Source organism: Nocardioides sp. W7 (assembly GCF_022919075.1).
Taxonomy (GTDB): Bacteria; Actinomycetota; Actinomycetes; order Propionibacteriales; family Nocardioidaceae; genus Nocardioides.
The window spans coordinates 2,907,444-2,932,918 of sequence record NZ_CP095078.1; the positions used below are offsets into that span (position 1 = coordinate 2,907,444).

Annotated in this window: 25 protein-coding genes; 21 read left to right on the forward strand and 4 right to left on the reverse strand. The window is 72.6% G+C overall.

The features are described from left to right. Window positions 1-13 precede the first annotated feature (13 nt). Entirely contained in the window at window positions 14-2,002 is a 1,989-nt protein-coding gene (locus MUB56_RS13825; RefSeq protein WP_244927602.1) for a DUF3352 domain-containing protein, read from the forward strand. Between the two features lie 11 nt (window positions 2,003-2,013). Here MUB56_RS13825 and ybaK read toward each other — a convergent pair whose 3' ends face one another. Both ybaK and MUB56_RS13835 read right to left on the reverse strand, forming a co-directional pair. Next, complete coding sequence (gene ybaK / locus MUB56_RS13830; protein ID WP_244927603.1) at window positions 2,014-2,505, reverse strand: Cys-tRNA(Pro) deacylase; 492 nt, start codon at window positions 2,503-2,505, stop codon at window positions 2,014-2,016. Between the two features lie 131 nt (window positions 2,506-2,636). Continuing rightward, entirely contained in the window at window positions 2,637-3,302 is a 666-nt protein-coding gene (locus MUB56_RS13835; protein ID WP_244927604.1) for an LON peptidase substrate-binding domain-containing protein, read from the reverse strand. 69 nt (window positions 3,303-3,371) lie between these two features. Here MUB56_RS13835 and hisD point away from each other — a divergent pair, with 69 nt between their 5' ends. The 8 genes from hisD to MUB56_RS13875 are packed head-to-tail and all read left to right on the forward strand — an operon-like array spanning window position 3,372 to window position 9,319. Continuing rightward, window positions 3,372-4,730 (forward strand): histidinol dehydrogenase, encoded by a 1,359-nt coding sequence (hisD, locus tag MUB56_RS13840; RefSeq protein ID WP_244927605.1) that lies wholly within the window; start codon window positions 3,372-3,374, stop codon window positions 4,728-4,730. After that, window positions 4,727-5,863: a histidinol-phosphate transaminase gene (locus tag MUB56_RS13845; protein ID WP_244927606.1), complete on the forward strand. Its 1,137-nt coding sequence runs from the start codon at window positions 4,727-4,729 to the stop codon at window positions 5,861-5,863. The genes hisD and MUB56_RS13845 overlap by 4 nt, the downstream gene beginning before the upstream one ends. Beyond that, on the forward strand, window positions 5,860-6,468 hold the full coding sequence (hisB, locus tag MUB56_RS13850) for an imidazoleglycerol-phosphate dehydratase HisB (protein WP_244927607.1): 609 nt from the start codon (window positions 5,860-5,862) through the stop codon (window positions 6,466-6,468). The genes MUB56_RS13845 and hisB overlap by 4 nt, the downstream gene beginning before the upstream one ends. Next, window positions 6,465-7,103, forward strand: a complete 639-nt coding sequence (hisH, locus tag MUB56_RS13855; protein ID WP_244932407.1) for an imidazole glycerol phosphate synthase subunit HisH — start codon at window positions 6,465-6,467, stop codon at window positions 7,101-7,103. Before hisB ends, hisH begins: the two co-directional genes overlap by 4 nt. Continuing rightward, window positions 7,100-7,429, forward strand: a complete 330-nt coding sequence (locus MUB56_RS13860) for a hypothetical protein (protein ID WP_244927608.1) — start codon at window positions 7,100-7,102, stop codon at window positions 7,427-7,429. Before hisH ends, MUB56_RS13860 begins: the two co-directional genes overlap by 4 nt. Before the next feature lie 12 nt (window positions 7,430-7,441). After that, a complete protein-coding gene (gene priA, locus MUB56_RS13865; protein ID WP_244927609.1) occupies window positions 7,442-8,173 on the forward strand; it encodes a bifunctional 1-(5-phosphoribosyl)-5-((5-phosphoribosylamino)methylideneamino)imidazole-4-carboxamide isomerase/phosphoribosylanthranilate isomerase PriA in 732 nt (243 codons plus the stop codon). Beyond that, window positions 8,170-8,934, forward strand: a complete 765-nt coding sequence (gene hisF, locus MUB56_RS13870; protein ID WP_244927610.1) for an imidazole glycerol phosphate synthase subunit HisF — start codon at window positions 8,170-8,172, stop codon at window positions 8,932-8,934. Before priA ends, hisF begins: the two co-directional genes overlap by 4 nt. Before the next feature lie 16 nt (window positions 8,935-8,950). Then, window positions 8,951-9,319, forward strand: a complete 369-nt coding sequence (locus MUB56_RS13875; RefSeq protein ID WP_244927611.1) for a hypothetical protein — start codon at window positions 8,951-8,953, stop codon at window positions 9,317-9,319. Here MUB56_RS13875 and MUB56_RS13880 read toward each other — a convergent pair. Continuing rightward, complete coding sequence (locus MUB56_RS13880; protein ID WP_244927612.1) at window positions 9,316-10,209, reverse strand: hypothetical protein; 894 nt, start codon at window positions 10,207-10,209, stop codon at window positions 9,316-9,318. The genes MUB56_RS13875 and MUB56_RS13880 overlap by 4 nt on opposite strands. Before the next feature lie 243 nt (window positions 10,210-10,452). On the opposite strand from MUB56_RS13880, the gene MUB56_RS13885 reads away from it, so the two are divergent. From MUB56_RS13885 to MUB56_RS13910, 6 genes are all read left to right on the forward strand, one after another. Continuing rightward, entirely contained in the window at window positions 10,453-12,252 is a 1,800-nt protein-coding gene (locus MUB56_RS13885; RefSeq protein WP_244927613.1) for an ABC transporter ATP-binding protein, read from the forward strand. Next, the gene (locus tag MUB56_RS13890) at window positions 12,249-14,093 is read left to right on the forward strand and encodes an ABC transporter ATP-binding protein (RefSeq protein ID WP_244927614.1); all 1,845 of its coding nucleotides are present in this window, start codon (window positions 12,249-12,251) and stop codon (window positions 14,091-14,093) included. The genes MUB56_RS13885 and MUB56_RS13890 overlap by 4 nt, the downstream gene beginning before the upstream one ends. Before the next feature lie 110 nt (window positions 14,094-14,203). Then, window positions 14,204-14,539, forward strand: a complete 336-nt coding sequence (gene hisI, locus MUB56_RS13895; protein ID WP_244927615.1) for a phosphoribosyl-AMP cyclohydrolase — start codon at window positions 14,204-14,206, stop codon at window positions 14,537-14,539. Between the two features lie 8 nt (window positions 14,540-14,547). Next, entirely contained in the window at window positions 14,548-15,150 is a 603-nt protein-coding gene (locus MUB56_RS13900) for a Trp biosynthesis-associated membrane protein (RefSeq protein ID WP_244927616.1), read from the forward strand. 63 nt (window positions 15,151-15,213) lie between these two features. Continuing rightward, window positions 15,214-15,414 carry an HGxxPAAW family protein gene (locus MUB56_RS13905; protein WP_244927617.1) on the forward strand — a complete coding sequence of 67 codons (201 nt, stop codon included), beginning with the start codon at window positions 15,214-15,216 and terminating at the stop codon, window positions 15,412-15,414. A gap of 10 nt (window positions 15,415-15,424) precedes the next feature. Beyond that, window positions 15,425-15,856 carry a DUF2752 domain-containing protein gene (locus MUB56_RS13910; protein ID WP_244927618.1) on the forward strand — a complete coding sequence of 144 codons (432 nt, stop codon included), beginning with the start codon at window positions 15,425-15,427 and terminating at the stop codon, window positions 15,854-15,856. 18 nt (window positions 15,857-15,874) lie between these two features. Here the strand turns inward: MUB56_RS13910 and MUB56_RS13915 are convergent, their stop codons facing one another. After that, entirely contained in the window at window positions 15,875-16,222 is a 348-nt protein-coding gene (locus MUB56_RS13915; RefSeq protein WP_244927619.1) for a DUF4190 domain-containing protein, read from the reverse strand. Window positions 16,223-16,357: 135 nt separating this feature from the next. Here MUB56_RS13915 and trpC point away from each other — a divergent pair, with 135 nt between their 5' ends. From trpC to gltB, 6 genes are all read left to right on the forward strand, one after another. Next, window positions 16,358-17,140, forward strand: coding sequence for an indole-3-glycerol phosphate synthase TrpC (gene trpC, locus MUB56_RS13920; protein ID WP_244927620.1), 783 nt, complete (start codon window positions 16,358-16,360; stop codon window positions 17,138-17,140). 8 nt (window positions 17,141-17,148) lie between these two features. Next, window positions 17,149-18,393 carry a tryptophan synthase subunit beta gene (gene trpB / locus MUB56_RS13925; protein WP_244932408.1) on the forward strand — a complete coding sequence of 415 codons (1,245 nt, stop codon included), beginning with the start codon at window positions 17,149-17,151 and terminating at the stop codon, window positions 18,391-18,393. Further along, window positions 18,390-19,202 (forward strand): tryptophan synthase subunit alpha, encoded by an 813-nt coding sequence (gene trpA, locus MUB56_RS13930; RefSeq protein WP_244927621.1) that lies wholly within the window; start codon window positions 18,390-18,392, stop codon window positions 19,200-19,202. The genes trpB and trpA overlap by 4 nt, the downstream gene beginning before the upstream one ends. Next, window positions 19,195-19,791 (forward strand): SCO family protein, encoded by a 597-nt coding sequence (locus tag MUB56_RS13935; RefSeq protein ID WP_244927622.1) that lies wholly within the window; start codon window positions 19,195-19,197, stop codon window positions 19,789-19,791. The genes trpA and MUB56_RS13935 overlap by 8 nt, the downstream gene beginning before the upstream one ends. A 1-nt stretch (window position 19,792) precedes the next feature. Then, window positions 19,793-20,722: a prolipoprotein diacylglyceryl transferase gene (gene lgt, locus MUB56_RS13940; protein WP_244927623.1), complete on the forward strand. Its 930-nt coding sequence runs from the start codon at window positions 19,793-19,795 to the stop codon at window positions 20,720-20,722. A gap of 171 nt (window positions 20,723-20,893) precedes the next feature. Beyond that, on the forward strand, window positions 20,894-25,450 hold the full coding sequence (gene gltB / locus MUB56_RS13945; protein WP_244927624.1) for a glutamate synthase large subunit: 4,557 nt from the start codon (window positions 20,894-20,896) through the stop codon (window positions 25,448-25,450). The last annotated feature ends 25 nt before the right edge of the window (window positions 25,451-25,475 follow it).

Sequence of the window (25,475 nt, forward strand, 5' to 3'; positions counted from 1 at the left end):
ATAGGCTGCGGCCGTGTCCAGCAGCCTGCCTCCCGGCCCTCCGCCCTCCAGCCCACCTCCGGCCGGCCCGCCCCCGAGTGGTCCGCCCCCCAGCGGCCCGCCCAGCGGCCCACCGGCCAGTGGCCCGCCTCCGAGCAGTCCGCCGCCGAGTGGCCCGCCGCCCGGCAGCGAGACGCTCGAGTACGGCGGCGGCGGCCCGATCCCGCCCGAGCGTGCTCGCCGCGCCTCCGGAGGACGCGGCCCCAGGCGACTCCTGCTGATCGCGGGCGCCGTCGTCGGCGCCGGCGCCATCGGCGGCGCCGCCTTCGGTGCGTGGTGGTACCTCTCGACCGGTGCGCAGCCGGCCGAGGCCCTGCCCGCCGACACCCTCGGCTACATCAGCGTCGACCTCGATCCCAGCGGTGAACAGAAGATCGACGCGCTGCGCACGCTGAAGAAGTTCCCCGTGATCGACGGCGAGCTGGACCTCAGCGGCGACGTCGGCGACATCGACGTCACGAAGAAGATCGTCGACGCCATCCTCGCCGAGGCCCCGTGCGACCTCGACTACGGCGACGACATCGAGCCGTGGCTCGGCGACCGGGGCGCGGTCGCGGCGGTGGAGGCCGGCGAGGAGCAGCCCTCCCCGGTGGTCGTCCTGCAGGTCACCGACGGCGACGCCGCGGCCGACGGCCTGAAGAAGATCTTCGCCTGCGGCGACGAGTCCGAGCAGCCCGGCGTGGAGCTCGTCGGGGACGAGTGGGTGGTGCTGGCCGAGACGCCCGCCATCGCCGAGGACGTCACCGACGCGACGGCGGAGGGCTCGCTGGCCGACGACGAGACCTTCAAGAAGTGGACCGAGGGCGCCGGTGACCCCGGCATCGTCACGATGTACGCCGCCCCGGCGGCCGGCGCGTTCCTCGCCGACAACCTCGGCGGCCTGATGGGCATGACACCGGGCATCGCCGGGATGACGCAGTCGTCGTACGCGGACGTCCCCGAGGTCCCCGAGGCGCCCGAGCTGCCCGAGCTCTCCGACGAGGACTTCGCGGCGATGTCGCCCGAGGAGCTGGACGCCTACTTCGAGGAGCTCACCTCCTCGACCGACGAGCTCGACGGCCTCGACGACGACTTGGGTGGCGCCCTGGGCGACGGCCTGGACGACGACCTCGACGGCGGCCTCGACGGCGGCCTGGAGGAGGAGCTGCCCAGCGAGGTGCCCGACGAGGTCACCGAGGAGCTGGAGGAGGCGCTGAAGGACTTCGAGGGCGCGGCCGTCACCATCCGCTTCGACGGCGGTGCGGTCGCGGTCGAGGTGGCCGGCGACCCGGCCATGTACGGCGAGGGTGCCGTCGACGGCGACTCCGGCGCCGAGGCGCTCGCCAGCCTGCCGGCCGGCACGATGGTGGCCCTGGGGCTGGGCTTCGACGACGGCTGGTTCGACGACGTGCTCGCCTCGGCCGCGTCGTCGCTGGGCGAGGACGTCGAGACGCTGCTGCAGGAGCTCGAGGACGCCAGCGGGCTCAGCCTGCCCGAGGACGCGGAGACGCTGCTCGGTGACTCCGCCGCCCTCGCGGTCGGGGGCGACCTGGATCCCGAGGAGCTGTTCTCGTCCGGGGACCCGTCCGGGCTGCCGCTGGCGCTGAAGGTGCTCGGAGACCCGGACGAGGTCGAGAGCGTGCTCGACAAGATCCGCCCGCAGCTCGGCTCGGCGGGCGACCTGCTCGGCAGCTCGAGCGAGGGCGACGCCATCGCGATCGGCCCGGACAGCGACTACCGTGAGGAGGTCCTCGGCGACGGCGGTCTCGGCGACTCCGAGAGCTTCGAGTCGGTCGTGCCCGACAGCGACGACGTGTCCGCGGTGCTCTTCCTCGACCTCGACAAGATCGCCTCGCTGATCATCGAGGGGATGGGCGACGACGACGAGCTCACCGCCAACCTGGGTCCCCTGGACGCTCTCGGCATGAGTGCCTGGGAGGAAGACGGCGTCATGCGCGCCCGGCTGCGGATCAGCACCGACTGACCCGCCCTCCCTCAGCTCCGGCCGACCTCGGCCGTGGTCGCCCCGGTGACCGCGACCAGGTCGGCCGGAGCCATTTCCAGGTCGAGGCCGCGGCGGCCCGCGGAGACGTAGATCGTGGGGTGGGCCAGCGCCGTCGCGTCGACCACGGTCGGGTGGGCGCGCTTCTGGCCGACCGGGGAGATCCCGCCGACGACGTACCCGGTCGCCCGTTCGGCAGCGCCCTTGTCGGCCATCGTCGCCTTGCTCCCGCCGAGCGCCCGGGCCAGCGCCTTCAGGTCGAGCTGGCCGGAGACCGGTACGACGGCGACCGCGAGCCGCCCGTCCACGCTGGCCATCAGCGTCTTGAAGACCCGCGCCGGGTCGAGCCCCAGAGCCTCGGCCGCCTCAAGTCCGTACGACTCCGCGCGTGGGTCGTGCTCGTAGGGGTGCAGCGTGTAGGCGATGCCGGCCGCGGTCAGGGCGACGGTGGCGGGGGTGCCGCCGGGTCTGTGCTTCTTGGGCACGTGGCTCTCCCGGTTGTCGAGGGGACGCTTGGTGGATTTCGACGCGCCCGTTCCGGCTTCGCGGGCTCAGCCGGAGGGCTTGCTCAATCTTCGGCCACGACGCCGGCTCCTTCGTCGCCGAGGCTGTGGCCTCAGTTCGGTGACCACCGGGTGCGGGCGACCTCGGTGGCGGGCAGGGAGGGGATCACGTTCATCGCGCGCAGCTCGGAGCGGAGCAGGTCGGTCACGAGGGTCAGCCGCTCGGTGGCGTCCTCGGCCTCCAGCAGCGACTGGCGCTCGGGCATCGGCAGCGGCGCGCAGGCCGCGAGCGTCCAGGACAGGTACGACGGATCGCGGGGGAGGGAGCCGGAGTACGGGTCGGCCCGGATCCCGGCGAGCGCGGCCCGGTAGGCGGAGAAGGTGGCCCGCGCCGACTCCAGCACCTGCTCGGGAACCGCGGCGGGCGCCTCGGGGCGGTCCAGGACGTGGCCGACCGGGAAGGTGCCGGTGGTGTCGAGCCGCTCCAGCTCGATCCGGTCCAGCCCGACCGCCATCGCGTCGAAGCTGCCGTCCTCGTGGGCCTCGACCTCGGTGAGGAGGACCTTGCACCCGACCCGGTAGAGGGACTGGGCGCCGTGGTCACCGACCTCGTAGCCCTCGCGGATGCCGACGGAGCCGAAGACCCGCTCGGTGGGGTCCTCGACGCGGAGCAGGTGGTGGACCAGGGCGCGGTAGCGGTCCTCGAAGATGTGCAGCGGCACGCTGACGCCGGGGAACAGGACCGTGTTCAGCGGGAACATCGGCAGCGTCGGTGTCACCCCTGCAAGGTAGTCCAGACCTCGTCGCCGTTTCGGGAGCGCGGGCGCGCCGCTCGTAGAATCGACACCATGATGCGCCGGATCGACCTCAGGGGGGCTGCCGACGGCGGCCCGACGGACTATCGCGCGGCCGTGCCGCGCGCGGAGTTCGACATCGAGGCCGCGACGCATGCCGTCCGTCCGATCCTGGAGGCCGTCCGCACCCGCGGGCTGGAGGCGATCCGCGAGTACTCCGAGCGGTTCGACGGGGTCGTCGTCGACGATCTCCGGGTCTCGCCCGAGGCGATGCGGACCGCGCTCGACGAGCTCGACCCCGCCATCCGGGCCGGGCTGGAGGAGTCGGTACGCCGGCTGCGCGCCACCTGCGCCGCCGAGCTCGAGCAGGACGTGACCACCGACCTGGGCCCGGGCGCCCGGGTGACTCACCGCAAGGTGCCGGTCGGCCGGGTCGGGCTCTACGTGCCGGGCGGCCTCGCACCACTGGTGTCCAGCGTGCTGATGAACGCCGTGCCCGCGCAGACCGCCGGCGTCGGCTCGATCGCGCTGGCGAGCCCGCCGCAGAAGGACTTCGGCGGGTCGGTGCACCCGACCATCCTCGCGGCGTGCGCGCTGCTCGGCATCGACGAGGTGTACGCCGTCGGCGGCGCCCAGGCGATCGCCATGTTCGCCTACGGGGTTTCGACGGGCTCGACCACCGGGGGGACCGACTCGACCGCCGGGAGGACGGACTCGACCGTCGTCTGCGCGAAGGTCGACCTGGTCACCGGGCCCGGCAACATCTACGTCGTGACCGCGAAGCGGCTGCTCAAGGGCGAGATCGGCATCGACTCCGAGGCCGGCCCGACCGAGATCGCGATCCTCGCCGACGACACGGCGCAGGCGTCGTACGTCGCAGCCGACCTGGTCAGCCAGGCCGAGCACGACCCGCTGGCCGCGGCCGTGCTGGTCACCCCGTCCGAGCGGCTGGCCGACGAGGTGCTGGTCGAGCTCGACAAGCAGGTCTTCGCCACCAAGCACACCGACCGGATCCGCACCTCGCTGAGCGGCGTCCAGTCGGGCGTCGTCCTGGTCGACGACCTCGAGCAGGGCCTGGAGGTCGTCGACGCCTACGCCGCCGAGCACCTCGAGATCCACACCGAGGACGCCGCGGCCTGGGCCGCCCGGGTGCGCAACGCCGGCGCGATCTTCGTCGGTCCGCACGCGCCGGTGTCGCTGGGCGACTACTGCGCCGGGTCCAACCACGTGCTGCCCACCGGCGGCTGCGCCTGCCACAGCAGCGGGCTGTCGGTGCGCGCGTTCACCAAGTCGGTGCACGTCGTCGAGTACTCCCGCGAGGGCCTCGACGAGGTCGCCGGCCACGTCGTGACGCTCGCCGAGGCCGAGGACCTGCCCGGCCACGGCGCGGCGGTCAAGGTGAGGTTCGCGTGACCGCGGGCGATCTTGCGAGCGCGCCATCGGTATGGCCCCCGCTGCGGGAGGAGCTGCGCGGCCTCGTGCCGTACGGCGCCCCCCAGCTGGACGTGCCCGTCCAGCTCAACGTCAACGAGAACCCGTACGGCCCCTCCGTGGCGTGCATCGCCGACATCGCGACCGCCGTCGCGCAGGCGGCGAGCACCCTGAACCGCTACCCGGACCGCGAGTTCGTCGAGCTCCGCGGCGCCTTGGCGTCGTACCTCTCCCGCGACACCCCGCACGGCATCGTGCCGGAGCAGGTGTGGGCGGCGAACGGCTCCAACGAGGTGATGCTGCAGCTGCTGCAGGCCTTCGGCGGGCCGGGACGCAGCGCGATGAGCTTCGCGCCGACGTACTCGATGTATCCCGAGTACGCCCGCGACTCGAGCACCGAGTGGGTGCAGGGCCGCCGCGAGGACGACTTCTCCATCGATCTCGACGCGGCGGCCGCGCTGGTGCGGGAGCAGCAGCCCTCCGTGGTGCTGCTGCCGAGCCCCAACAACCCGACCGGTACGGCGCTGCCCCCGGAGGCGGTCGGTGCGCTGTGCGAGGCCGCGGGCGACGGGCTGGTCGTGGTCGACGAGGCGTACGGCGAGTTCCGCCGCACCGGCGTGCCGAGCGCGCTGGAGCTGCTGCCGACGTACCGCAACCTCGTGGTCACCCGGACGATGAGCAAGGCCTTCGCGGCCGCCGGCCTGCGGCTGGGCTACCTGGCCGCCGACCCCGCCATCTGCGACGCGATCCGGGTGGTCCGGCTGCCCTACCACCTCTCCGCGGTCACCCAGGCGACCGCGCTGGCGGCGCTGCGGCACGCCCCCGAGCTGCTCGGGAAGGTCGACGAGCTGCGCGCCGAGCGCGACGACACCGTCGCCTGGTTGCGCGAGCAGGGCCACCGGGTGGCCGACAGCGACGCCAATTTCGCGTTGTTCGGGACCTTCCCCGACCGCCATGCTGTGTGGCAGGGCCTCCTGGACCGGGGGGTGCTGATCCGCGAGGTCGGTCCCGAGGGCTGGCTGCGGGTGTCGATCGGCACCGCCGACGAGATGAAGACGTTCAAGCAGGCCTTGACCGAGGTCACGGAGGCTCTACCGATGGAGGCAGGCGCATGAGCAGGACCGCACGTATCGAGCGGCAGACCAGCGAGTCGAAGGTGCTCGTCGAGGTCGACCTCGACGGCAGCGGCCGCCACGACATCTCCACCGGTATCGGCTTCTACGACCACATGCTCACCGCGTTCGCGCGGCACAGCCTGGTCGACCTGACCGTGCAGTCCGAGGGCGACCACTGGATCGACGCCCACCACACCACCGAGGACACCGCGATCGCCCTCGGCCAGGCGCTGCGCCAGGCCCTGGGGGACAAGGTGGGCATCCGGCGCTTCGGCGACGCGACCGTCCCGCTCGACGAGGCGCTCGTGCAGGCCGTCGTCGACGTGTCCGGCCGGCCCTACTGCGTGCACACCGGCGAGCCCGAGGGGCAGCAGTACGTCCAGCTCGGCGGCAGCACGCCGGCGTACCTCGGCTCGCTGACCCAGCACGTCTTCGAGTCGATCGCCTTCCACGCGCACTTCGCCCTGCACGTGCGGGTGCTGGCCGGTCGCGAGCCGCACCACATCGTGGAGACGCAGTTCAAGGCGTTCGCCCGGGCGCTCCGCGACGCGGTCGCGTTCGACCCGCGCGAGACCGGCATCCCCTCGACCAAGGGCGCACTCTGAGCAGCCAGCCCCGGGTCGCCGTCCTCGACTACGGCTCCGGCAACCTCCGGTCCGCGGTCCGGGCGGTCGAGCGCGCCGGGGCGGACGTTGAGCTGACGTCGGACTTCGACACCTGTCTGGAGGCCGACGGCCTGCTCGTGCCGGGCGTCGGGGCCTTCGCGGCCTGCATGGAGGGGCTGCTCGAGGTCCGGGGCGAGCGGCTGATCGGGCGTCGGCTCGCCGGCGGCCGGCCGGTGCTCGGCATCTGCGTGGGCATGCAGATCCTCTTCGCGCGCGGTGACGAGCACGGCGTCGAGACCGAGGGCTGCGCCGAGTGGCCGGGCGTGGTCGAGCGGCTGCAGGCGCCAGTGGTGCCGCACATGGGCTGGAACACCGTCGAGACCCAGCCCGGCAGCACCCTGTTCAGCGGGATCGAGGACGAGCGCTTCTACTTCGTCCACTCGTACGGCGTCCGCGACTGGACCCTGGTCACCAACGACCGGACCACGGCGCCGCTGGTGACCTGGGCCGAGCACGGCGGCGACCGGTTCGTCGCGGCCGTCGAGAACGGCCCGCTGACCGCGACCCAGTTCCACCCGGAGAAGTCCGGCGACGCCGGTGCTGCACTGCTGCGCAACTGGGTCACCTCGTTGTGAGCAAGGAGCGCGCAGTTCGTCGCGCCGAGCGGGAGCGCGAGGCGGCGGTCGTCGCGGCCGCCCGCGCGGCCGCGGCGGAGCGCCGCGAGCGCCGGGAGGCCCGGCTCCGGGTGGTGACGTCGCGGCTGCCGCGGCGTCGTGCCCGCCCCCGCGGGGTGCTCGCCGAGCGCCGCCGCAAGCAGGTCTGGGCGACCGGCCTGCTGCTCCTGCTCGCCAACGTCCTGGTCTTCGCGTTCTCCACCGGCTGGGCCGAGCGGGCGCTGGCCCTCGCGATCACCCCGCTGGCCGCCCCCGTCCTGTACACGATGCTGTTCCGCCGTACCTAGAAGGAAACCTCCATGTCCTACCTCCAGCTCCTCCCCGCCGTCGACATCACCGAGGGCCGTGCCGTCCAGCTCGCCCAGGGCGTGGCCGGCTCCGAGCGCGTGTACGGCGACCCGGTCGCCGCCGCGCGCCGCTGGCAGGACGCCGGCGCCGAGTGGCTGCACCTGGTCGACCTCGACGCGGCGTTCGGCCGCGGCACCAATCGTGAGCTCCAGGCCGAGATCGTCGGCGCGCTCGACATCCAGGTCGAGATGAGCGGCGGCATCCGCGACGACGAGTCGCTGGAGGCGGCGCTGGCCACCGGCTGCCGGCGGGTCAACATCGGCACCGCCGCGCTGGAGCAGCCGGAGTGGTGCGCGAAGATCATCGCCGAGCACGGCGACCGGATCGCGATCGGCCTCGACGTCCGCGGCACCACGCTCGCGGCCCGCGGCTGGACCAAGGACGGCGGCGACCTCTACGAGACGCTGGCGCGCCTCGACTCGGAGGGCTGCGCCCGCTACGTCGTCACCGACGTCAACAAGGACGGCATGCTGCAGGGCCCCAACCTGCAGCTGCTGCAGGACGTCTGCGCCGCGACCGACGCGCCGGTCATCGCCTCCGGCGGCGTGAGCACGCTGGCCGACATCGAGGCACTGATGGGCCTGGTGCCCGTCGGTGTCGAGGGCGCCATCGCCGGCACCGCGCTCTACGAGGGCCGGTTCACCCTGGAGGACGCGCTGGCGCTGACCCGGGGCACCGCATGAGCCTTGCCGTGCGCGTGATCCCGTGCCTGGACGTCGACGGTGGCCGAGTGGTCAAGGGCATCAACTTCGAGCAGCTGCGCGACGCGGGCGACCCCGTCGAGCTCGCCAAGGTGTACGACGCCGAGGGCGCCGACGAGCTGACCTTCCTCGACATCTCCGCCTCCCACGAGGGCCGGGCGACGACGATGGAGATCGTCTCGGCGACCGCCGAGCAGGTGTTCATCCCGCTGACCGTCGGCGGGGGAGTCTCCTCGGTCGAGGACGTCGACCGGCTGCTGCGGGCCGGTGCCGACAAGGTGGCGATGAACACCGCCGCCATCAACCGCCCCGAGCTGATCGCGGAGGTCGCGGACCGGTTCGGCAACCAGGTGCTGGTGCTGTCCCTCGACGCGCGGCGGGTCCCGACGGGCACGGACTCCGGCTTCGAGGTCACCACCCACGGCGGCCGGAGGTCGGCGGGGCTGGACGCGATCGCCTGGGCGGTGCGCGCGGCCGAGCTCGGGGCGGGGGAGATCCTGCTCAACGCGATGGACGCCGACGGCACCCAGGACGGCTTCGACCTGGAGCTGATCCGCGCCGTACGCCGCGAGGTGAGCATCCCGGTGATCGCCTCCGGCGGCGCGGGCCGGACCGAGCACTTCGCGCCGGCCGTCGAGGCCGGCGCCGACGCGGTGCTCGCCGCCACGGTCTTCCACTTCGGCACCCTGCGGATCTCCGAGGTGAAGTCGTCGCTGGCGGCGGCGGGTCACCCGGTCCGGTGAGGGGTACCTGCTCGGCATGACCAATCAGATGTTCAGCCGGGCCGTCTCGGCGGCGACGCTGGGGTACGCCGTGTTCTCCCTGGTGAAGCCCGAGCACCTCGGTCGCGCCATGGACTCCGACGCGTTCGAGCAGCCGACGTACGACCGGCTCGCGCGGGCGTACGGCGTCCGCGACGTCGTCATCGGCGGCCTGGGCCTGGCCGGACCGTCGCCGAAGGTGGTCCGGACGGCGATGGTGCTGCGGATCGTCGGCGACCTGGGCGACGCGGTGGTGCTCGGCTCGCGGGCGCCCGACGCCAAGGTGCGGGCGAAGGTGCTGGCCGTGACGCTCGGCTACGCCGTGCTCAACGCGGCCGCGCTGGTGCGCGACGCGCGCCGGAGCTAGCTCGAGCGGAACGTCCGGCGGGCCTGCGTGAAGACGCCGACGGGGTCGGGGCCGACCACCGTGCTCCACACGACCGAGTCGACGCGGTCGCCGAGCAGCTCGAGGTAGGCGGGTGCCTCTCGTCTGCGGGTCGCCGCGACGAGTCGCGCGGCGATGCTGCTGACGGCCTCGACGTACTCGGCCTCGTCGATCCGGCACGACTCCAGGTAGTTCCGCGCCGGGGGCAGTGCCTCGGCGAGCATCTGCTCGGCGAGCTCGTCCGGCTCGCGGCGCAGCACGCTGAGCGCGGCGTACGACGGCAGCAGCACCAGGCGACTCTGCGGGTCGACCTCGACGGAGCCGACCGCGAAGTCCCAGGACTCCTCGGTGGTGCCGTGCCAGCGGGCGGAGAGCAGCTCGACCACGGTCGCGCGCCAGGCGAAGCCGCCCGGCGAGGCCGCCTCGGCCTCCATCACCAGCTCGCGGACCCGCTCGGCGCCGTGACCGAGGCCGTGTGCCTGGTCGAACAGCGCCGACCACGCGGTGGGGTCGGCGGGCGAGCGGTCCCGGGCCGCCTCCAGCACCAGGGACGCATCCGAGAGCAGCCGCTGCCGGTCGTCGGAGGAGCGGGCGATCCGGACCTCGGTGACCGCGCGGGTGGTCAGGGCGTCCTGGTTGCCCGTCGACTGCCGCGCCCAGTCCTCGATCCACCCGGTGCCGCGGTCCGGACTGGCGGCTCGCGCGATCAGCTGGTGGCGGTGGTGCCAGCGCCCCTGGGCGCGCAGCTCGGCGAGCCGGTCACCGAGGCCCTGCGCGGCACCCGCGTGCGCGGCCTCGATCAGCGGAAGATCGCCGGCCAGGTGCGAGTCGACCTGGAGCTGGGCGGTCGGCTGGCGGGAGAAGAGACCCATGGGTCACGAGCCTACGGCCCGCGGGCTCGCGTCCATCCACGGGATGGTCCGGGCGCACCTCCTGGTGTTGCCGTTTGGTCACCAACCGCACGGGATCGGGCCCCCGGTTGCCGTTGGTGACCAAACGGCACACCCCAGCCGGCGATCCGGCCAGCGGTCGCGGTTCGGATTCGGCCGCTGTCGGCGGCCGGGAATAGATTGACCGATCCGCGCGGTTGCGGCGGGGCGAAGGACGGGGTGCAGGTGACGAGCGAGCGGACCAGTGGGCGCGGATCGACGAGCGCGGGCTTCGCCGTACTCCTCGTCGCCATCCGACGCGAGCCGTGGGTCTTCGCGATCTCGACCCTCGGCAGCGTGCTCTTCGGCGCGCTGACCGTCGCCGACGCCTGGGTGCTGGGCTGGTCGACCGACCACGTCGTGCTGCCCACCTTCGAGACCGGCGAGGTCGGCGGCGACATGCTGCTCGCGATCCTCGCCCTGTTCGTCGGGGTCGCGATCCTGCGCGCGGTCGGCATCGTGGCCCGGCGCCTCGGCGCGGGGATCATGCAGTACCGCATGCAGGCCCACACCCGACGCGCCGTCACCCGGCAGTACCTCTCCCTCCCGATGGAGTGGCACCAGCGCCACCCGACGGGCCAGCTGCTCTCCAACGCCAACTCCGACGTCGAGGCCGCCTGGGGCCCGATCGCGCCCCTGCCCATGGCCGTCGGCACGGTCGCGATGATGGTGATCGCGGTGGTGCAGATGCTCACCGCCGACCTCGTCCTCGCGTTGGTCGGGCTGCTGGTGTTCCCGGCCGTGATGGTCGCCAACGTCGCCTACCAGCGGCTCGCGCAGGGATGGATGACCCGCGCCCAGCAGTTGCGCGCCGAGGTCAGCGAGATCGCCCACGAGTCCTTCGACGGTGCGCTCGTCGTCAAGACGCTCGGCCGCGAGGGCGAGGAGACCGAGCGGTTCGCGGCCCGGGCGCGCGAGCTGCGCGACGTCAACATCCGCGCCGGCCGGATCCGCGCCGCCTTCGACCCGGCCCTGGCCGCGCTGCCGAACCTCGGCGTCCTGATCGTGCTCGCGGTCGGCGTCTCCCGCGTCCTGAACGGCCAGACCGACGCCGGCGCGGTGGTCACCGTCGCCTACCTGCTCACCATCGTCTCCTTCCCGATCCGCTCGATCGGCTGGCTGCTCGGCGAGCTCCCGCGCAGCGTGGTCGGCTACCAGCGGGTGCGCTCGGTGCTCGACGAGACGGGCGAGATGCCGTACGGCGACCGCACCGCCGTCGCGGCCCCGGGCGGTGCCCGGCTCGACGTCGAGGCGCTGACCTACGGCTACGAGCCCGACCAGGAGCTGCTCCGCGGGGTGTCCTTCACGGTCGAGCCCGGCCGCACCGTCGCGGTCGTCGGTGCGACCGCGTCGGGCAAGAGCACCCTCACCACGCTGCTGACCCGGCTGGTCGACCCCGACGGCGGGCGGGTGCTGCTCGACGGCACCGACCTGCGCGACCTGGGCCGGGGCGAGCTGGCCCGGGTCGCCTCCGTGGTCCCGCAGTCGGCCTTCCTCTTCGACGACACCGTCCGCGGCAACGTCGCGCTCGGTCTCGACGTCACCGACGACGAGGTCTGGGCGGCGCTCCGCGCGGCCCAGGCCGACGGCTTCGTCGCCGCCCTGGACGGCGGCCTCGACGCCCGGCTGGGGGAGCGCGGCACGTCGCTGTCGGGCGGCCAGCGCCAGCGCATCTCGCTGGCTCGCGCCCTCGTGCGCCGGCCGCGGCTGCTGATCCTCGACGACGCCACCTCCGCGGTCGACCCCGAGGTCGAGGCCCGGATCCTCGAGGCGCTCCGCGACGGCGACACGGACACCTCGCTGGTCGTCGTCGCCTACCGCAAGGCCACCATCGGGCTGGCCGACGAGGTCGTCCACCTGGAGGACGGCCGGATCGCCGACCGGGGCACGCACGCGGAGCTGCTGGTGCGGAGCCCGGCGTACGCCCGGCTGGTCAACGCCTACGAGCACGAGCAGGACGAGCTGGCCGCGGAGGTGACGACATGAGCACCGTCATGGACTCCGGCGAGGACATCTCCGCGCTGCGCACCCTGCGCCGCGGCGTGCACTTCTCGCCCGAGCTCGTCGAGGGCATCTGGGGCACCCTGGTGCTCGCGATCATCGCCTCGGTGGGTCAGATCGTCGTCCCGGTCGCGGTCCAGCAGGTCCTCGACCGCGGGCTCGGCGCCGAGGGCGGTCCCGACGTGTCGTTCACGGTCTGGACCGGCGTGCTCGCCGCGATCGCGATCGTCGCCACCAGCGTCGCGTCGTACGCCATGACCAGCCGGCTGTTCACGACCGCCGAGCGCGGCCTCGCGACGCTGCGGATCAAGGCCTTCCGCCACGTCCACGACCTGCCGCTGCTGACCCAGAACACCGAGCGCCGCGGCGCCCTGGTCTCCCGGGTGACCAGCGACGTCGACCAGGTCAGCCAGTTCCTCGTCTTCGGCGGCCTGCTGCTCATCGTCAGCGTCGGCCAGGTGCTGCTCGCGACGGTCGTGATGCTCGTCTACAGCTGGCAGCTCACGATCGTGGTCTGGCTCTGCTTCCTGCCGCTCTTCGGTTCGCTGCGCTTCTTCCAGCGCAAGCTCTCCGACGCCTACGGCACCGTGCGGCGCCAGGTCGGACTGATGCTCTCGGCGATCTCCGAGCCGGTGGTCGGCGCGGCCGTCGTCCGGTCCTACGCCGTCGAGGCCCGCACCCAGGCCCGCATCGACGAGGCGATCGCGATCCACCAGGCCGCGAGCACCCGGGCGCAGGGCTTCACGGCGGTCTCGTTCTCCCTGGGCGGCCTCTCGGCCGGCCTCGCGAACGCCGGCGTGCTGATCGTCGGCATCTGGCTCGGGCAGGGCGTCATCCCCGGCGCGGACGACCTCACCGCCGGGCAGGTGCTGGCCTTCGCCTTCCTGGTGACGCTGTTCGTCGGGCCGGTGCAGATGGGCACCCAGATCCTCACCGACGCCCAGAACGCCATCGCCGGCTGGCGCCGGGTGATCGGCATCCTCGACACCCCTGCCGACCTGGTCGATCCCGGCCCGGCGGGCCGCGAGCTGCCGCGCGGCCCGATCGACGTCCGCTTCGAGGGCGTCACCTTCGCCTACCCGACCGGCCCACCGGTGCTGAGCGACGTCACCCTCGACCTCGCCGCCGGCACCCGGGTCGCGATCGTCGGCGAGACCGGCTCCGGCAAGTCCACCTTCGCCAAGCTGCTGACCCGGCTGATGGACCCGCGCGAGGGCGCGGTGCTGCTCGATGGCATCGACGTGCGCGAGATCGGCCAGGCCTCGCTGCGACGCAGCGTCGTGCTGGTGCCGCAGGAGGGCTTCCTCTTCGACGACACGCTCACCGCCAACGTCCGCTACGGCAAGCTCGACGCCACCGAGTCCGAGATCCTCGCCAGCGCCGACGAGCTCGGGCTCAGCGACTGGCTCGCCGGTCTCCCGCGCGGCCTGGAGACCAAGGTCGGGCAGCGCGGCGAGTCGCTCTCGGCCGGGGAGCGCCAGCTGGTCGCGCTCCTGCGGGCCCACCTCGCGGACCCCGACCTGCTGGTCCTCGACGAGGCCACCAGCTCGGTCGACCCCGAGCTGGAGATGCGCATCGGTCGCGCCCTGGAGCGGCTGATGTCCGGTCGCACCTCCGTCACGATCGCCCACCGGCTCTCGACGGCCGAGAGTGCCGACGAGGTCGTCGTGGTCGACCGCGGCCGCGTCGTCCAGCGCGGCCCGCATGCCGAGCTGGCCGCGCAGGAGGGTTCCGTGTACGCCGGCCTGCACGCCTCGTGGACCTCTCAAGCCTCCGTGGGCGGAGCGAGCCTGCGAGCTCCGGTCACGAACAGAGGCGCAGATTGAGGAGGGCTCGGCGCGACCGGAGCGCAGCGACGGACGCGCGACCCGTCTCGAAATCCATCCCGAGCGCGCAAGTGAGAGGTCACAAGATCATCAGTGGGAGAATGAGCGACATGTCTCTCGACGCCGCCCTCGCGGCCCGGCTCAAGCGCACCGCCGACGGGCTGGTGCCCGCCATCGTGCAGCAGCACGACACCGGCGAGGTGCTGATGCTCGGCTGGATGGACGACGAGGCTCTCCAGCGCACGCTCACCACCGGGCGGGCGACGTACTGGTCACGGTCCCGCCAGGAGTACTGGGTCAAGGGCGACACCTCCGGCCACGTCCAGTGGGTCAAGGACGTCCGGCTCGACTGCGACGGCGACACCCTGCTGGTCAAGGTCGACCAGGAGGGTGCCGCGTGCCACACCGGCGACCGCACCTGCTTCGACGCCGACCGACTGCTGTGACGGGCCGGATGAGCGGGCGGCGTTCCTTCGGTCCGGTCGTGCTGCTCGGCCTCGCCGGCGCGGCGCTCGCCGCGGTGGCCGGCAGCAAGCCCTGGGTCGACTGGGACGCCGAGCGCACCGTCTCCGGCGACACGCCGCTCGCCGGCTACTCGCTGTCCGACACCGCGGGGGAGGTGCCGCTGGCCGGGGCGCTCGCCCTGGTCGTGCTGGCCTGCTGGGGCGTCGTGCTCGTCACCCGCGGGCTCGTGCGCCGCGTGGTCACCGTGCTCGGGCTGCTGGCCTCGCTCGGCCTGCTGGCGACGACCCTGCTGGGCTACGGCCCGGCCGCCGACGGCATCCGCGACGCGTTCGCCGGCTACGACGAGGGCCCCGACGTCGGCCGGACGGTCTGGTTCTGGGCCGCCCTCGTCGGCGCGCTGGTCTGCGTGGCCACCTCCGCACTCGCCGTGCGCCTGGTGTCGCGCTGGCCCGAGATGGGCCGGCGGTACGACGCCCCCGCCGCGGCCGCCGTCGCCGACCGCCCCGAGGCCGCCCCCGAGGAGCAGTCCTCCCTGGAGCTCTGGAAGGCCCTCGACGAGGGCCGCGACCCGACCGAGCGACCGGGTCCCTAGACTGTGCGCGCACGCATCCGACGCGTGCCCGACGTACCCCGCCACACCCGAGGAGCCAGCACGATGAGCGCCAACCACGGCAACACCCCCGCAGCCTGGACCGCGGTCGTGATCGCGCTGCTCGGGTTCCTGGTGGGCGGTGTCGGCCTGATGCTCGACCCGGCCAGCTGGACGGTGTTCTGGGTCGGCGTGGGCCTGGTCGTCGCCGCGGGCGTCGTCTTCATCGTGATGGACAAGCTGGGCCTGCACGGCACCAGCCACTGAGCGTGCTCCCGTGAGCGACCAGCTCGCCGTCGCGTCGCCGCCCACCCGGCGGCAGCGGATGGTGGCGCCGGCGCTCACGATCGGCGGCCTGGCGGCCGCCACCGCCGCCCTGCACCTGCGCGACCCGCACGAGAGCGGCTCGTGGGGCTTCTGCCCGACCGCCGCCGTGGGTTTCGCCTGCCCGGGCTGCGGCGGGCTGCGGGCGGTCAACGACCTCACCCACCTCGACCTCGCCGCGGCGGCGTCGAGCAACCTGGCGCTGGTGGTCGCGCTGCCGTTCATCGTCGCCGCGATCGCGCTGTGGACCGTACGCCGCTGGCGTGACGACCGGCTCCGGGCCGACTGGCAGCTGCGTCAGCGGGTCGCGTTCGCGGGGCTCGGTCTGCTCGCGGTCTTCACCGTGCTGCGCAACCTCCCGGTCGGGACGTGGCTCGCCCCCTGACGCAGCGCCGGGGCGGTCTCAGTCGCCCGAGGTGTTCGTGTAGGTGATGTCGATGACGCCCGTGGCGACGAGGATCCAGTAGAGGATGCCGAGGGCGAGGCCGATGATGCCGAGGATGAAGCCCCAGTGGGCGAGGCCGTCGCCCTTCTTGGCGCCGTTCGACTCCCGGATGTCCTTCTTGCCGAGCTGGCCGAAGACGACACCGAGGATCGAGAAGATCAGACAGCCCCAGAAGCAGGGGATGGCGCCGATGATGCCGAGCACCAGGGCGGCGATCGCCATGCCGGAGGTCTTCTGCGGCGGAGCGCCGCCGTAGGGCGGTTGCGGCGCGCCGTACTGGGGCGGAGGGGGCTCGGAGTAGCTCACGTGTCGTCGTCCTTCGTCGGGGGGCCGGCTACGGAGCCGGTCGGGTGGGGTGAACGTACCGCCCTGCGGCCGGGTCAAACCTCCTCGGGTGAGAGACTGGTCGGGTCCACCTCGCCCGCTGTTCCGGAGGCCCGTATGTCCGTGCTCGACGACATCGTCGCCGGGGTCCGGGCCGACCTCGCGGAGCGCGAGGCGGCCGTCCCCGTCGCCGACCTGCGCGCGGCGCTCGCCGATGTCGACCCGCCGCGCGACCCGATGCCGCACTTCCGGGCGCCGGGCTCGAGCGTCATCGCCGAGGTCAAGCGCCGCAGCCCGAGCAAGGGTGCGCTCGCCGACATCCCCGACCCCGCCGACCTGGCTCGTGCGTACGCCGCCGGAGGGGCGGCCGCGATCAGCGTGCTCACCGAGCAGCGCCGCTTCGGTGGCAGCCTCGACGACCTGCGCGCCGTGCGGGCCGCCGTCGACGTGCCGGTGCTGCGCAAGGACTTCATCGTCACCAGCTACCAGATCGTCGAGGCCCGCGCGGCCGGTGCCGACCTGGCGCTGCTGATCGTCGCGGCTCTCGACGACGACGAGTTGCGCCGCCTCCACGACGAGGCCCGCGAGCTCGGCCTGACCGTGCTCGTCGAGGCCCACGACGAGGCTGAGACCGAGCGCGCCGTCACGCTCGGCGCCGAGCTGGTCGGGATCAACGCCCGCAACCTCAAGACCCTGAAGATCGACACCGAGACCTTCGGGCGGCTCGCCCCGCTGGTCCCCGACGACCGCGTCAAGGTGGCCGAGTCCGGGATCTTCTCGCAGACCGACGTCAAGCGCTTCGTCTCCGAGGGTGCCCGTGCGGTGCTCGTCGGCGAGGCGCTCGTGAAGGACGGCGACCCCCGCGCAGCGGTGGCCGCCATGACGGGAGTGGAAGCGTGAGTACCCAGGTGGAACGAACGACGTCGTACGACGCGGACGAGCAGGGCTGGTTCGGAGACTTCGGCGGGCGGTTCATGCCGGAGGCGCTGATCGCCGCGCTCGACGAGCTCACCGTGGCCTGGCAGGACGCGATGGCCGACCCCGCGTTCGTGGCCGAGTTCGACACCATCCTGCGCGAGTACGCCGGCTTGCCGAGCCCGCTGTTCCTCGCCGAGCGGCTCAGCGCCAAGGTCGGCTGCCGGGTGCTACTCAAGCGCGAGGACCTCAACCACACCGGCGCCCACAAGATCCGCAACGTGCTGGGCCAGGCGCTGCTCACCAAGCGGATGGGCAAGACCCGGGTGATCGCCGAGACCGGGGCCGGCCAGCACGGCGTCGCCAGCGCGACGGCGGCTGCGTACTTCGGTCTGGACTGCACCGTCTACATGGGCGAGGTCGACACCCGCCGCCAGGCCCTCAACGTCGCCCGGATGAACCTCCTCGGGGCCAAGGTCGTCCCGGTCGCGTCCGGCTCGGCCACGCTGAAGGACGCGATCAACGAGGCGCTGCGCGAGTGGGTCGCGAGCGTGGACCACACCGCCTACCTGTTCGGTACGGCGGCCGGACCGCACCCGTTCCCGAGCATGGTCCGCGACTTCACCCGCGGCATCGGTGACGAGGCCCGGGCCCAGTGCCTGGAGCGGTTCGGCGTGCTGCCGGACGCGATCGCCGCCTGCGTGGGCGGCGGCTCGAACGCCATCGGGCTGTTCACCGCGTTCCTCGACGACGCCGACGTCGCGATCTACGGCTTCGAGCCCGGCGGCGAGGGCGTCGACACGCCCCGCCACGCCGCCACCATCTGGGCCGGTGAGCAGGGCGTGCTGCACGGTGCGCGCACCTACGTGCTCCAGGACGAGGACGGGCAGACCATCGAGTCCCACTCGATCTCCGCCGGCCTCGACTACCCGGGCGTCGGCCCGCAGCACGCCCACCTCGCCAAGACCGGGCGGGCGTCGTACCTCCCCGTCACCGACGACGAGGCGATGACGGCGCTGGCGATGCTCAGCCGGACCGAGGGCATCATCCCGGCCATCGAGTCGGCGCACGCCGTGGCCGGAGGCCTGAAGATCGCCGAGCAGCTGGCCGCCGAGAGGGGCCCCGAGGCCACGGTGCTGATCAATCTCAGCGGCCGCGGCGACAAGGACATGGGCACCGCGATCGAGTACTTCGGTCTCGGCGACCCGGACAAGGTCACGGAGGACCCCGTCGGATGACGACGAGCACTGCATTCGAGAAGGCGAAGGCCGACGACCGCGCGGCCCTGGTCGGCTACCTGCCCGCCGGCTACCCCGACGTCCCGGGGGCGATCGACGCCCTGCTCGCCATGGTCGACGCCGGCTGCGACGTCATCGAGATCGGCCTGCCCTACAGCGACCCGGTGATGGACGGCCCGACCATACAGGCCGCCGCCCAGGCCGCGCTCGAGCGCGGCATCCGCACCACCGACGTGCTCCGCACCGTCGAGGCGGTCGCGGCCACCGGCACGCCCACGGTCGTGATGACCTACTGGAACCCGGTGGAGCGGTACGGCGTCGAGCGGTTCGCCGCCGACCTCGCGAACGCCGGGGGAGCGGGCCTGATCACGCCCGACCTGACCCCCGACTTCGCGCCGGAGTGGATCGCCGCGGCCGACGCCCACGACCTGGACAAGATATTCCTGGTCGCCCCCTCCTCGACCGACGAGCGGATCGCGATGACGACCGCCGCGTGCCGTGGCTTCGTCTACGCGACCGCGGTCATGGGCGTCACTGGCGCCCGCACCACGACCAGCGACCTGGCCGGCCCGCTCGTCGCCCGCACCAAGGCGGCCGCCCCCGGCCTGCCCGTGGGCGTCGGCCTCGGGGTCAGCAACGGCGACCAGGCCGCGGAGATCGCGGCCAAGAACGGGATCGGCGCCGACGGCGTCATCGTCGGCTCGGCGTTCGTGCGCGTCCTCCTCGACCACGCCGACGACCGGGCGGCGGGGCTGCGTGCCCTGACCGCGCTCACCGAGGACCTCGCGGGCGGCGTCCGACGTGCGTAGTTTCGGCATCCTGCTGGCGGCCCTGGTCCTGCTCGCCGGCTGTGGAAGTGACACGCCCGAGGGCGAGCTCAGCGCGACGGTGGTCCCCGACCGGCCGTTCGAGATCGGCGCCCAGGAGCTCACCGACACCGACGGCGAGCCGCGCTCCCTGGCCGAGACCGACGACCGGCTCACCCTGGTCTTCTTCGGCTACACGCACTGCCCCGACATCTGCCCGGCGACGATGCAGACCATCGCCTCGGCCCTCACCCGGCTCTCCGACGCCGATCGCGAGGAGGTCGGCATGGCCTTCGTCAGCACCGACCCCAGCCGCGACACCGCGCCCGCGCTGCGGCGCTACCTCGACCGGTACGACCCGTCGTTCGTCGGCCTGACCGGCGAGCTCGACGAGATCGTCGCGCTCGGTCGGACGGTCGGCATCTTCGTCGCGGACGGCGAGCAGCTGGCCTCGGGCGGCTACGACCTCGGCAGCCACGGCTCGCAGGTGCTGGCCCTCGACGCCGCGGGTGAGGTACCGGTCTACTGGGGCCAGGACACCTCCTCGGCGGAGTTCGCCGCCGACATCGAGATGCTCCTCGGAGAGGACTGACGTGACCGGGCTCCTGCCCCCGCTGGCCATCCCCAGCCCCGACAACGGGGTCTGGCACCTCGGCCCGCTGCCGCTGCGCGGCTACGCGCTCGCGATCATCCTCGGCATCGTCGCCGCGATCTGGATCGGCGAGCGGCGCTGGGTCGCCCGGGGCGGCAAGCCGGGGGAGGTCCAGGACCTGGCGATCTGGGCGGTGCCGTTCGGCCTGGTCGGCGCCCGGCTCTACCACGTCGCCACCGACCACAGCCTCTACTTCGGGGAGGGCCGCAGTCCCTGGGAGGCGCTCTACGTCTGGCAGGGCGGTCTCGGGGTCTGGGGCGGCATCGCCGCGGGCGCCCTCGGGATCGTCGTCGGGGCCAGGGTGAAGGGGATCCGGCTGCTGCCCATCCTCGACGCGCTCGCGCCCGGCGTCCTGGTCGCGCAGGCGATCGGGCGGTGGGGCAACTGGTTCAACCAGGAGCTCTTCGGCAAGCCGACCGACCTGCCGTGGGGGCTGGAGATCGACCCCGAGCACCGACCCGACGGCTACGCCGACGTGGCGACGTTCCACCCCACCTTCCTCTACGAGTGCCTGTGGTGCCTCGCGGCGTTCGCCGTCCTGGTCTGGGCCGACCGCCGGTTCCGGCTGGGCCACGGCCGGGTGCTGGCGCTCTACGTGATGGCCTACACCCTGGGCCGGGGCTGGATCGAGACGCTGCGCATCGACAACGTCGAGCTCTCCGACGTCGGCGGGCTGCGCTTCAACGTGTGGACCTCGATCGTGCTGTTCGTGCTGGCCGCGGCGTACTTCGCCTGGAGCAGCGTGCGCCACCCCGGCCGCGAGGAGCAGGTGTACGACGAGCCGGTCCACGAGACCGCCGGCGAGACCGTTCCCACGACCGTCGACGAGACCGAGGACACCCCCGAGCCGTCCGCCGGCGATCGCGAGTAGCACCGTCGCCGCAACGTGCTGGTAACCTGAGTACCTCCGCGTGGGCCAGTGTCGTCCCCTGCCGATCTGGGTGCAGTTGCACATCTGCCAGATCCCAACTGCATTGCCGATTCCGCCGGTCCGGGTGCTCCCCGCGAGTCGCCTCCGGCGCTGACGACGACGGGAGGATCCGTGCCCTATCAGCACGCGTTCCCGCCCCCCCAAGGGCTCTATGACTCCCGCCACGAGCGCGATGCGTGCGGCGTGGCGTTCGTGGCCACCCTGACCGGCGTTGCCAGCCACGACATCGTGGCGAAGGCCCTCACCGCGCTGCGCAACCTCGAGCACCGTGGTGCCGCGGGTGCCGAGCCCAACTCCGGCGACGGCGCCGGGATCCTGCTGCAGGTCCCCGACGCCTTCCTGCGCGCGGTGGCGGGCTTCGACCTGCCCACCCAGGGCGCGTACGCCGTCGGGACCGCCTTCCTCCCCGGTGACGAGGAGGAGGTCGCCAAGACCCGCATCCGGATCGAGGAGATCGCGGCCGCGGAGGGCCTCGCGGTCCTCGGCTGGCGCGAGGTCCCGGTCAACCCCGACATCCTGGGCAAGACCGCGCTCGGCGTGATGCCGACCTTCGTGCAGCTCTTCGTCGCGGGTGCCGGACAGCGGGTCACGGGCATGGCCCTGGAGCGGCTCGCCTTCTGCCTGCGTAAGCGCGCGGAGCGCGAGACCGACGTCTACTTCCCGTCGCTCTCGTCGCGCACCCTGGCCTACAAGGGCATGCTGACGACCGACCAGCTCGACAACTTCTTCCCCGACCTGCTCGACGAGCGGGTCGCCTCGGCGCTCGCCGTCGTCCACTCGCGGTTCTCGACCAACACCTTCCCGAGCTGGCCGCTGTCCCACCCGTTCCGGTTCATCGCCCACAACGGCGAGATCAACACGGTGATGGGCAACCGCAACTGGATGCGGGCCCGCGAGGCGCTGCTGGCCTCGGACCTGATCCCCGGCGACCTGGACCGGCTCTACCCGATCTGCACCCCCGGTGCCTCGGACTCCGCGTCCTTCGACGAGGTGCTCGAGCTGCTCCACATGGGCGGACGCTCGCTGCCGCACTCGGTGCTGATGATGATTCCCGAGGCGTGGGAGAACCACGGCGAGATGGACGCCAAGCGCCGCTCGTTCTACGAGTTCCACTCCGCGCTGATGGAGCCCTGGGACGGGCCCGCCGCCGTGGTCTTCACCGACGGCTCCCAGATCGGTGCGGTCCTGGACCGCAACGGCCTGCGCCCGTCGCGCTACTGGGTCACCGATGACGGCCTCGTCGTGCTCGCCTCCGAGGTCGGCGTGCTCGACCTCGACCCGGCCACGGTCATCCGCAAGGGCCGTCTGCAGCCGGGCCGGATGTTCCTCGTCGACACCGACGAGCACCGGATCATCGAGGACGAGGAGGTCAAGTCCGGCCTCGCGGCAGAGCACCCGTACGACGAGTGGCTGCACGCCGGGCTGATCCACCTCAACGACATCCCCGAGCGCGAGCACATCGTGCACACCCACGCCTCGGTCACCCGCCGCCAGCAGATCTTCGGCTACACCGAGGAGGAGCTGCGGATCCTGCTCACCCCGATGGCCAACACCGGCGGGGAGTCGCTCGGCTCGATGGGCACCGACACGCCGATCGCCGCGCTCAGCGACAAGCCGCGGCTGCTGTTCGACTACTTCGCGCAGCTCTTCGCGCAGGTCACGAACCCCCCGCTGGACGCGATCCGCGAGGAGCTCGTCACCTCGCTGAACGGCACCATCGGGCCCGAGGCCAACCTCCTCGACCCCACGCCGGCCTCGTGTCGTCAGGTGGTGGTGCCGTTCCCGGTCATCTCCAACGACGACCTGGCCAAGATCCGCCACATCAACCGCGACGGCGACGCGCCGGGCTTCATCAGCCACGTGTCCCGTGGCCTCTACCCCGTGGAGGGCGGCGGCGCCGCCATGGCCGCGCGGATCGAGGAGATCTGCGCCGAGGTCAGTGTCGCGATCGCCGGCGGCGCGCGGATCATCGTGCTCTCCGACCGGCACTCCACCGCGGAGCTGGCGCCGATCCCGTCGCTGCTGCTCACCGGCGCGGTCCACCACCACCTGGTCCGCGAGAAGACCCGCACGCAGGTCGGCCTGCTCGTCGAGGCCGGCGACGTGCGCGAGGTGCACCACGTCGCGCTGCTCGTCGGGTACGGCGCGGCCGCGGTCAACCCGTACCTCGCCATGGAGTCGGTCGAGGACCTCGCCCGCGAGGGCTACTACGTCAAGACCGAGCCCGAGGTCGCGGTCAAGAACCTCGTCAAGGCGCTCGGCAAGGGCGTGCTGAAGGTCATGTCGAAGATGGGCGTCTCGACGGTCGCGTCGTACACCGGTGCCCAGATCTTCGAGGCGCTCGGCCTCTCGCAGAGCCTGGTCGACCAGTACTTCACCGGCACCACCTCCAAGCTCGGCGGCATCGGCATCGACACGGTCGCCGAGGAGGTCGCCCGCCGGCACGCCACGGCGTACCCGCGCGGCGGCATCCTGCCCGGCCACCGCGAGCTCGAGATCGGCGGCGAGTACCAGTGGCGCCGCAGCGTCAACGGGGACGCCGAGCCGCACCTGTTCGACCCCGAGACCGTCTTCCGGCTCCAGCACGCCACGCGCGCGGGCCGCTATGACGTCTTCAAGCAGTACACCTCCCGGGTCGACGAGCAGGCCGACCGACTGATGACGCTGCGCGGGCTGTTCCGCTTCAAGGACGCCGAGGCGCTCGGCCGCCAGCCGATCGACATCGACGAGGTCGAGTCGGTCTCGGCGATCGTCAAGCGGTTCTCGACCGGCGCGATGTCGTACGGCTCGATCAGCCAGGAGGCGCACGAGACCCTCGCGATCGCCATGAACCGGCTGGGCGCGAAGTCCAACACCGGTGAGGGCGGCGAGGACGTCGACCGGCTCTACGACCCGGAGCGCCGCAGCTCGATCAAGCAGGTCGCGAGCGGCCGGTTCGGCGTGACGTCGGACTACCTCACCAATGCCGACGACATCCAGATCAAGATGGCGCAGGGTGCCAAGCCCGGCGAGGGCGGTCAGCTGCCCGGCCACAAGGTCTACCCGTGGGTGGCCAAGACCCGGCACTCCACGCCGGGCGTCGGCCTGATCAGCCCGCCGCCGCACCACGACATCTACTCGATCGAGGACCTGGCGCAGCTGATCCACGACCTGAAGAACGCCAACCCGGCGGCTCGGGTCCACGTGAAGCTGGTCTCCGAGGTCGGCGTCGGCACGGTCGCGACGGGGGTCTCGAAGGCGCACGCCGACGTGGTGCTCATCTCCGGCCACGACGGCGGCACCGGCGCCTCGCCGCTCACCTCGCTGAAGCACGCGGGCGGTCCCTGGGAGCTCGGCCTCGCCGAGACCCAGCAGACCCTGCTGCTCAACGGGCTGCGCGACCGGATCGTCGTGCAGACCGACGGCCAGCTCAAGACCGGCCGCGACGTCGTCATCGCCGCCCTCCTGGGTGCCGAGGAGTACGGCTTCGCGACCGCTCCGCTGGTCGTCTCGGGCTGCATCATGATGCGGGTCTGCCACCTCGACACCTGCCCGGTGGGCGTGGCGACGCAGAACCCCGTGCTGCGCGAGCGCTACTCCGGCAAGGCCGAGTACGTCGTCAACTTCTTCGAGTACATCGCCCAGGAGGTCCGCGAGCTGCTCGCGGAGCTGGGCTTCCGCTCGTTGGACGAGGCGATCGGTCAGGTCGAGGCGCTCGACACCACTCGGGCGGTCGAGCACTGGAAGGCGGCCGGGCTGGACCTGACGCCGATCCTGCACAAGCCCGAGCTGCCCGAGGGTGCCGCGCTGCGCAACACCACCGGCCAGGACCACGGGCTGGAGAAGTCGCTCGACGTCACCACCCTGGTGCCCCTCGCCGAACCGGCGCTGGAGCGCGGGGAGCCGGTCCGGGCGCAGGTGGAGATCCGCAACGTGAACCGCACGGTCGGCACCATCCTCGGCCACGAGGTCACCAAGCGGTACGCCGGCGAGGGTCTCCCCGACGGCACCATCGACATCACCTTCACCGGCTCGGCCGGTCAGTCCTTCGGTGCGTTCGTGCCGAAGGGGATCACCCTGCGCCTGGAGGGCGACGCCAACGACTACGTCGGCAAGGGCCTCTCGGGCGGTCAGATCGTGATCCGCCCCGACCGGGCGGCGACCTTCCGCTCCGAGGAGCAGATCATCGCCGGCAACACGATCGCGTACGGCGCGACCGCGGGCCGGCTGCTGATCCGCGGCGGGGTGGGCGAGCGGTTCGCCGTGCGCAACTCCGGCGCGTGGGCGGTCACCGAGGGCGTGGGCGACCACGCCTGCGAGTACATGACGGGTGGCCGGGTGGTCGTGCTCGGCAAGACCGGCCGCAACTTCGCGGCCGGCATGTCGGGCGGCGTCGCGTGGGTCCTGGACCTGAAGGACTTCCGCGTCAACAAGGAGCTCGTCGAGCTCGGTCCGGTCACCGGGCAGGCCGCGGTCGACCTCGAGGGGCTCGTCCGCGCGCACGCCGAGGACACCGGCTCCGAGATCGCGGCGCAGCTGCTGGCCGACTGGGACACCGCGCTCACCCGCTTCACCGAGGTGATGCCGCGCGACTACCGGATCGTGCTGGAGGCCAAGGCGAAGGCCGAGGCCGACGGACTGGACGAGAACGAGACCGCTCACAAGATGATGGAGGCGCTCCATGGCTGAGCCGAGGCCTCATCAGCGCCACTGT

Coding starts and splice junctions, on each gene's coding strand:
- trpA (WP_244927621.1), top strand. CDS start 18,390: ATGACGACGAGCACTGCATTCGAGAAGGCGAAGGCCGACGACCGCGCG.
- priA (WP_244927609.1), top strand. CDS start 7,442: ATGTCCTACCTCCAGCTCCTCCCCGCCGTCGACATCACCGAGGGCCGT.
- hisB (WP_244927607.1), top strand. CDS start 5,860: ATGAGCAGGACCGCACGTATCGAGCGGCAGACCAGCGAGTCGAAGGTG.
- hisI (WP_244927615.1), top strand. CDS start 14,204: ATGTCTCTCGACGCCGCCCTCGCGGCCCGGCTCAAGCGCACCGCCGAC.
- MUB56_RS13890 (WP_244927614.1), top strand. CDS start 12,249: ATGAGCACCGTCATGGACTCCGGCGAGGACATCTCCGCGCTGCGCACC.
- MUB56_RS13900 (WP_244927616.1), top strand. CDS start 14,548: ATGAGCGGGCGGCGTTCCTTCGGTCCGGTCGTGCTGCTCGGCCTCGCC.
- MUB56_RS13905 (WP_244927617.1), top strand. CDS start 15,214: ATGAGCGCCAACCACGGCAACACCCCCGCAGCCTGGACCGCGGTCGTG.
- trpC (WP_244927620.1), top strand. CDS start 16,358: ATGTCCGTGCTCGACGACATCGTCGCCGGGGTCCGGGCCGACCTCGCG.
- hisD (WP_244927605.1), top strand. CDS start 3,372: ATGATGCGCCGGATCGACCTCAGGGGGGCTGCCGACGGCGGCCCGACG.
- MUB56_RS13875 (WP_244927611.1), top strand. CDS start 8,951: ATGACCAATCAGATGTTCAGCCGGGCCGTCTCGGCGGCGACGCTGGGG.
- MUB56_RS13880 (WP_244927612.1), bottom strand. CDS start 10,209: ATGGGTCTCTTCTCCCGCCAGCCGACCGCCCAGCTCCAGGTCGACTCG.
- hisF (WP_244927610.1), top strand. CDS start 8,170: ATGAGCCTTGCCGTGCGCGTGATCCCGTGCCTGGACGTCGACGGTGGC.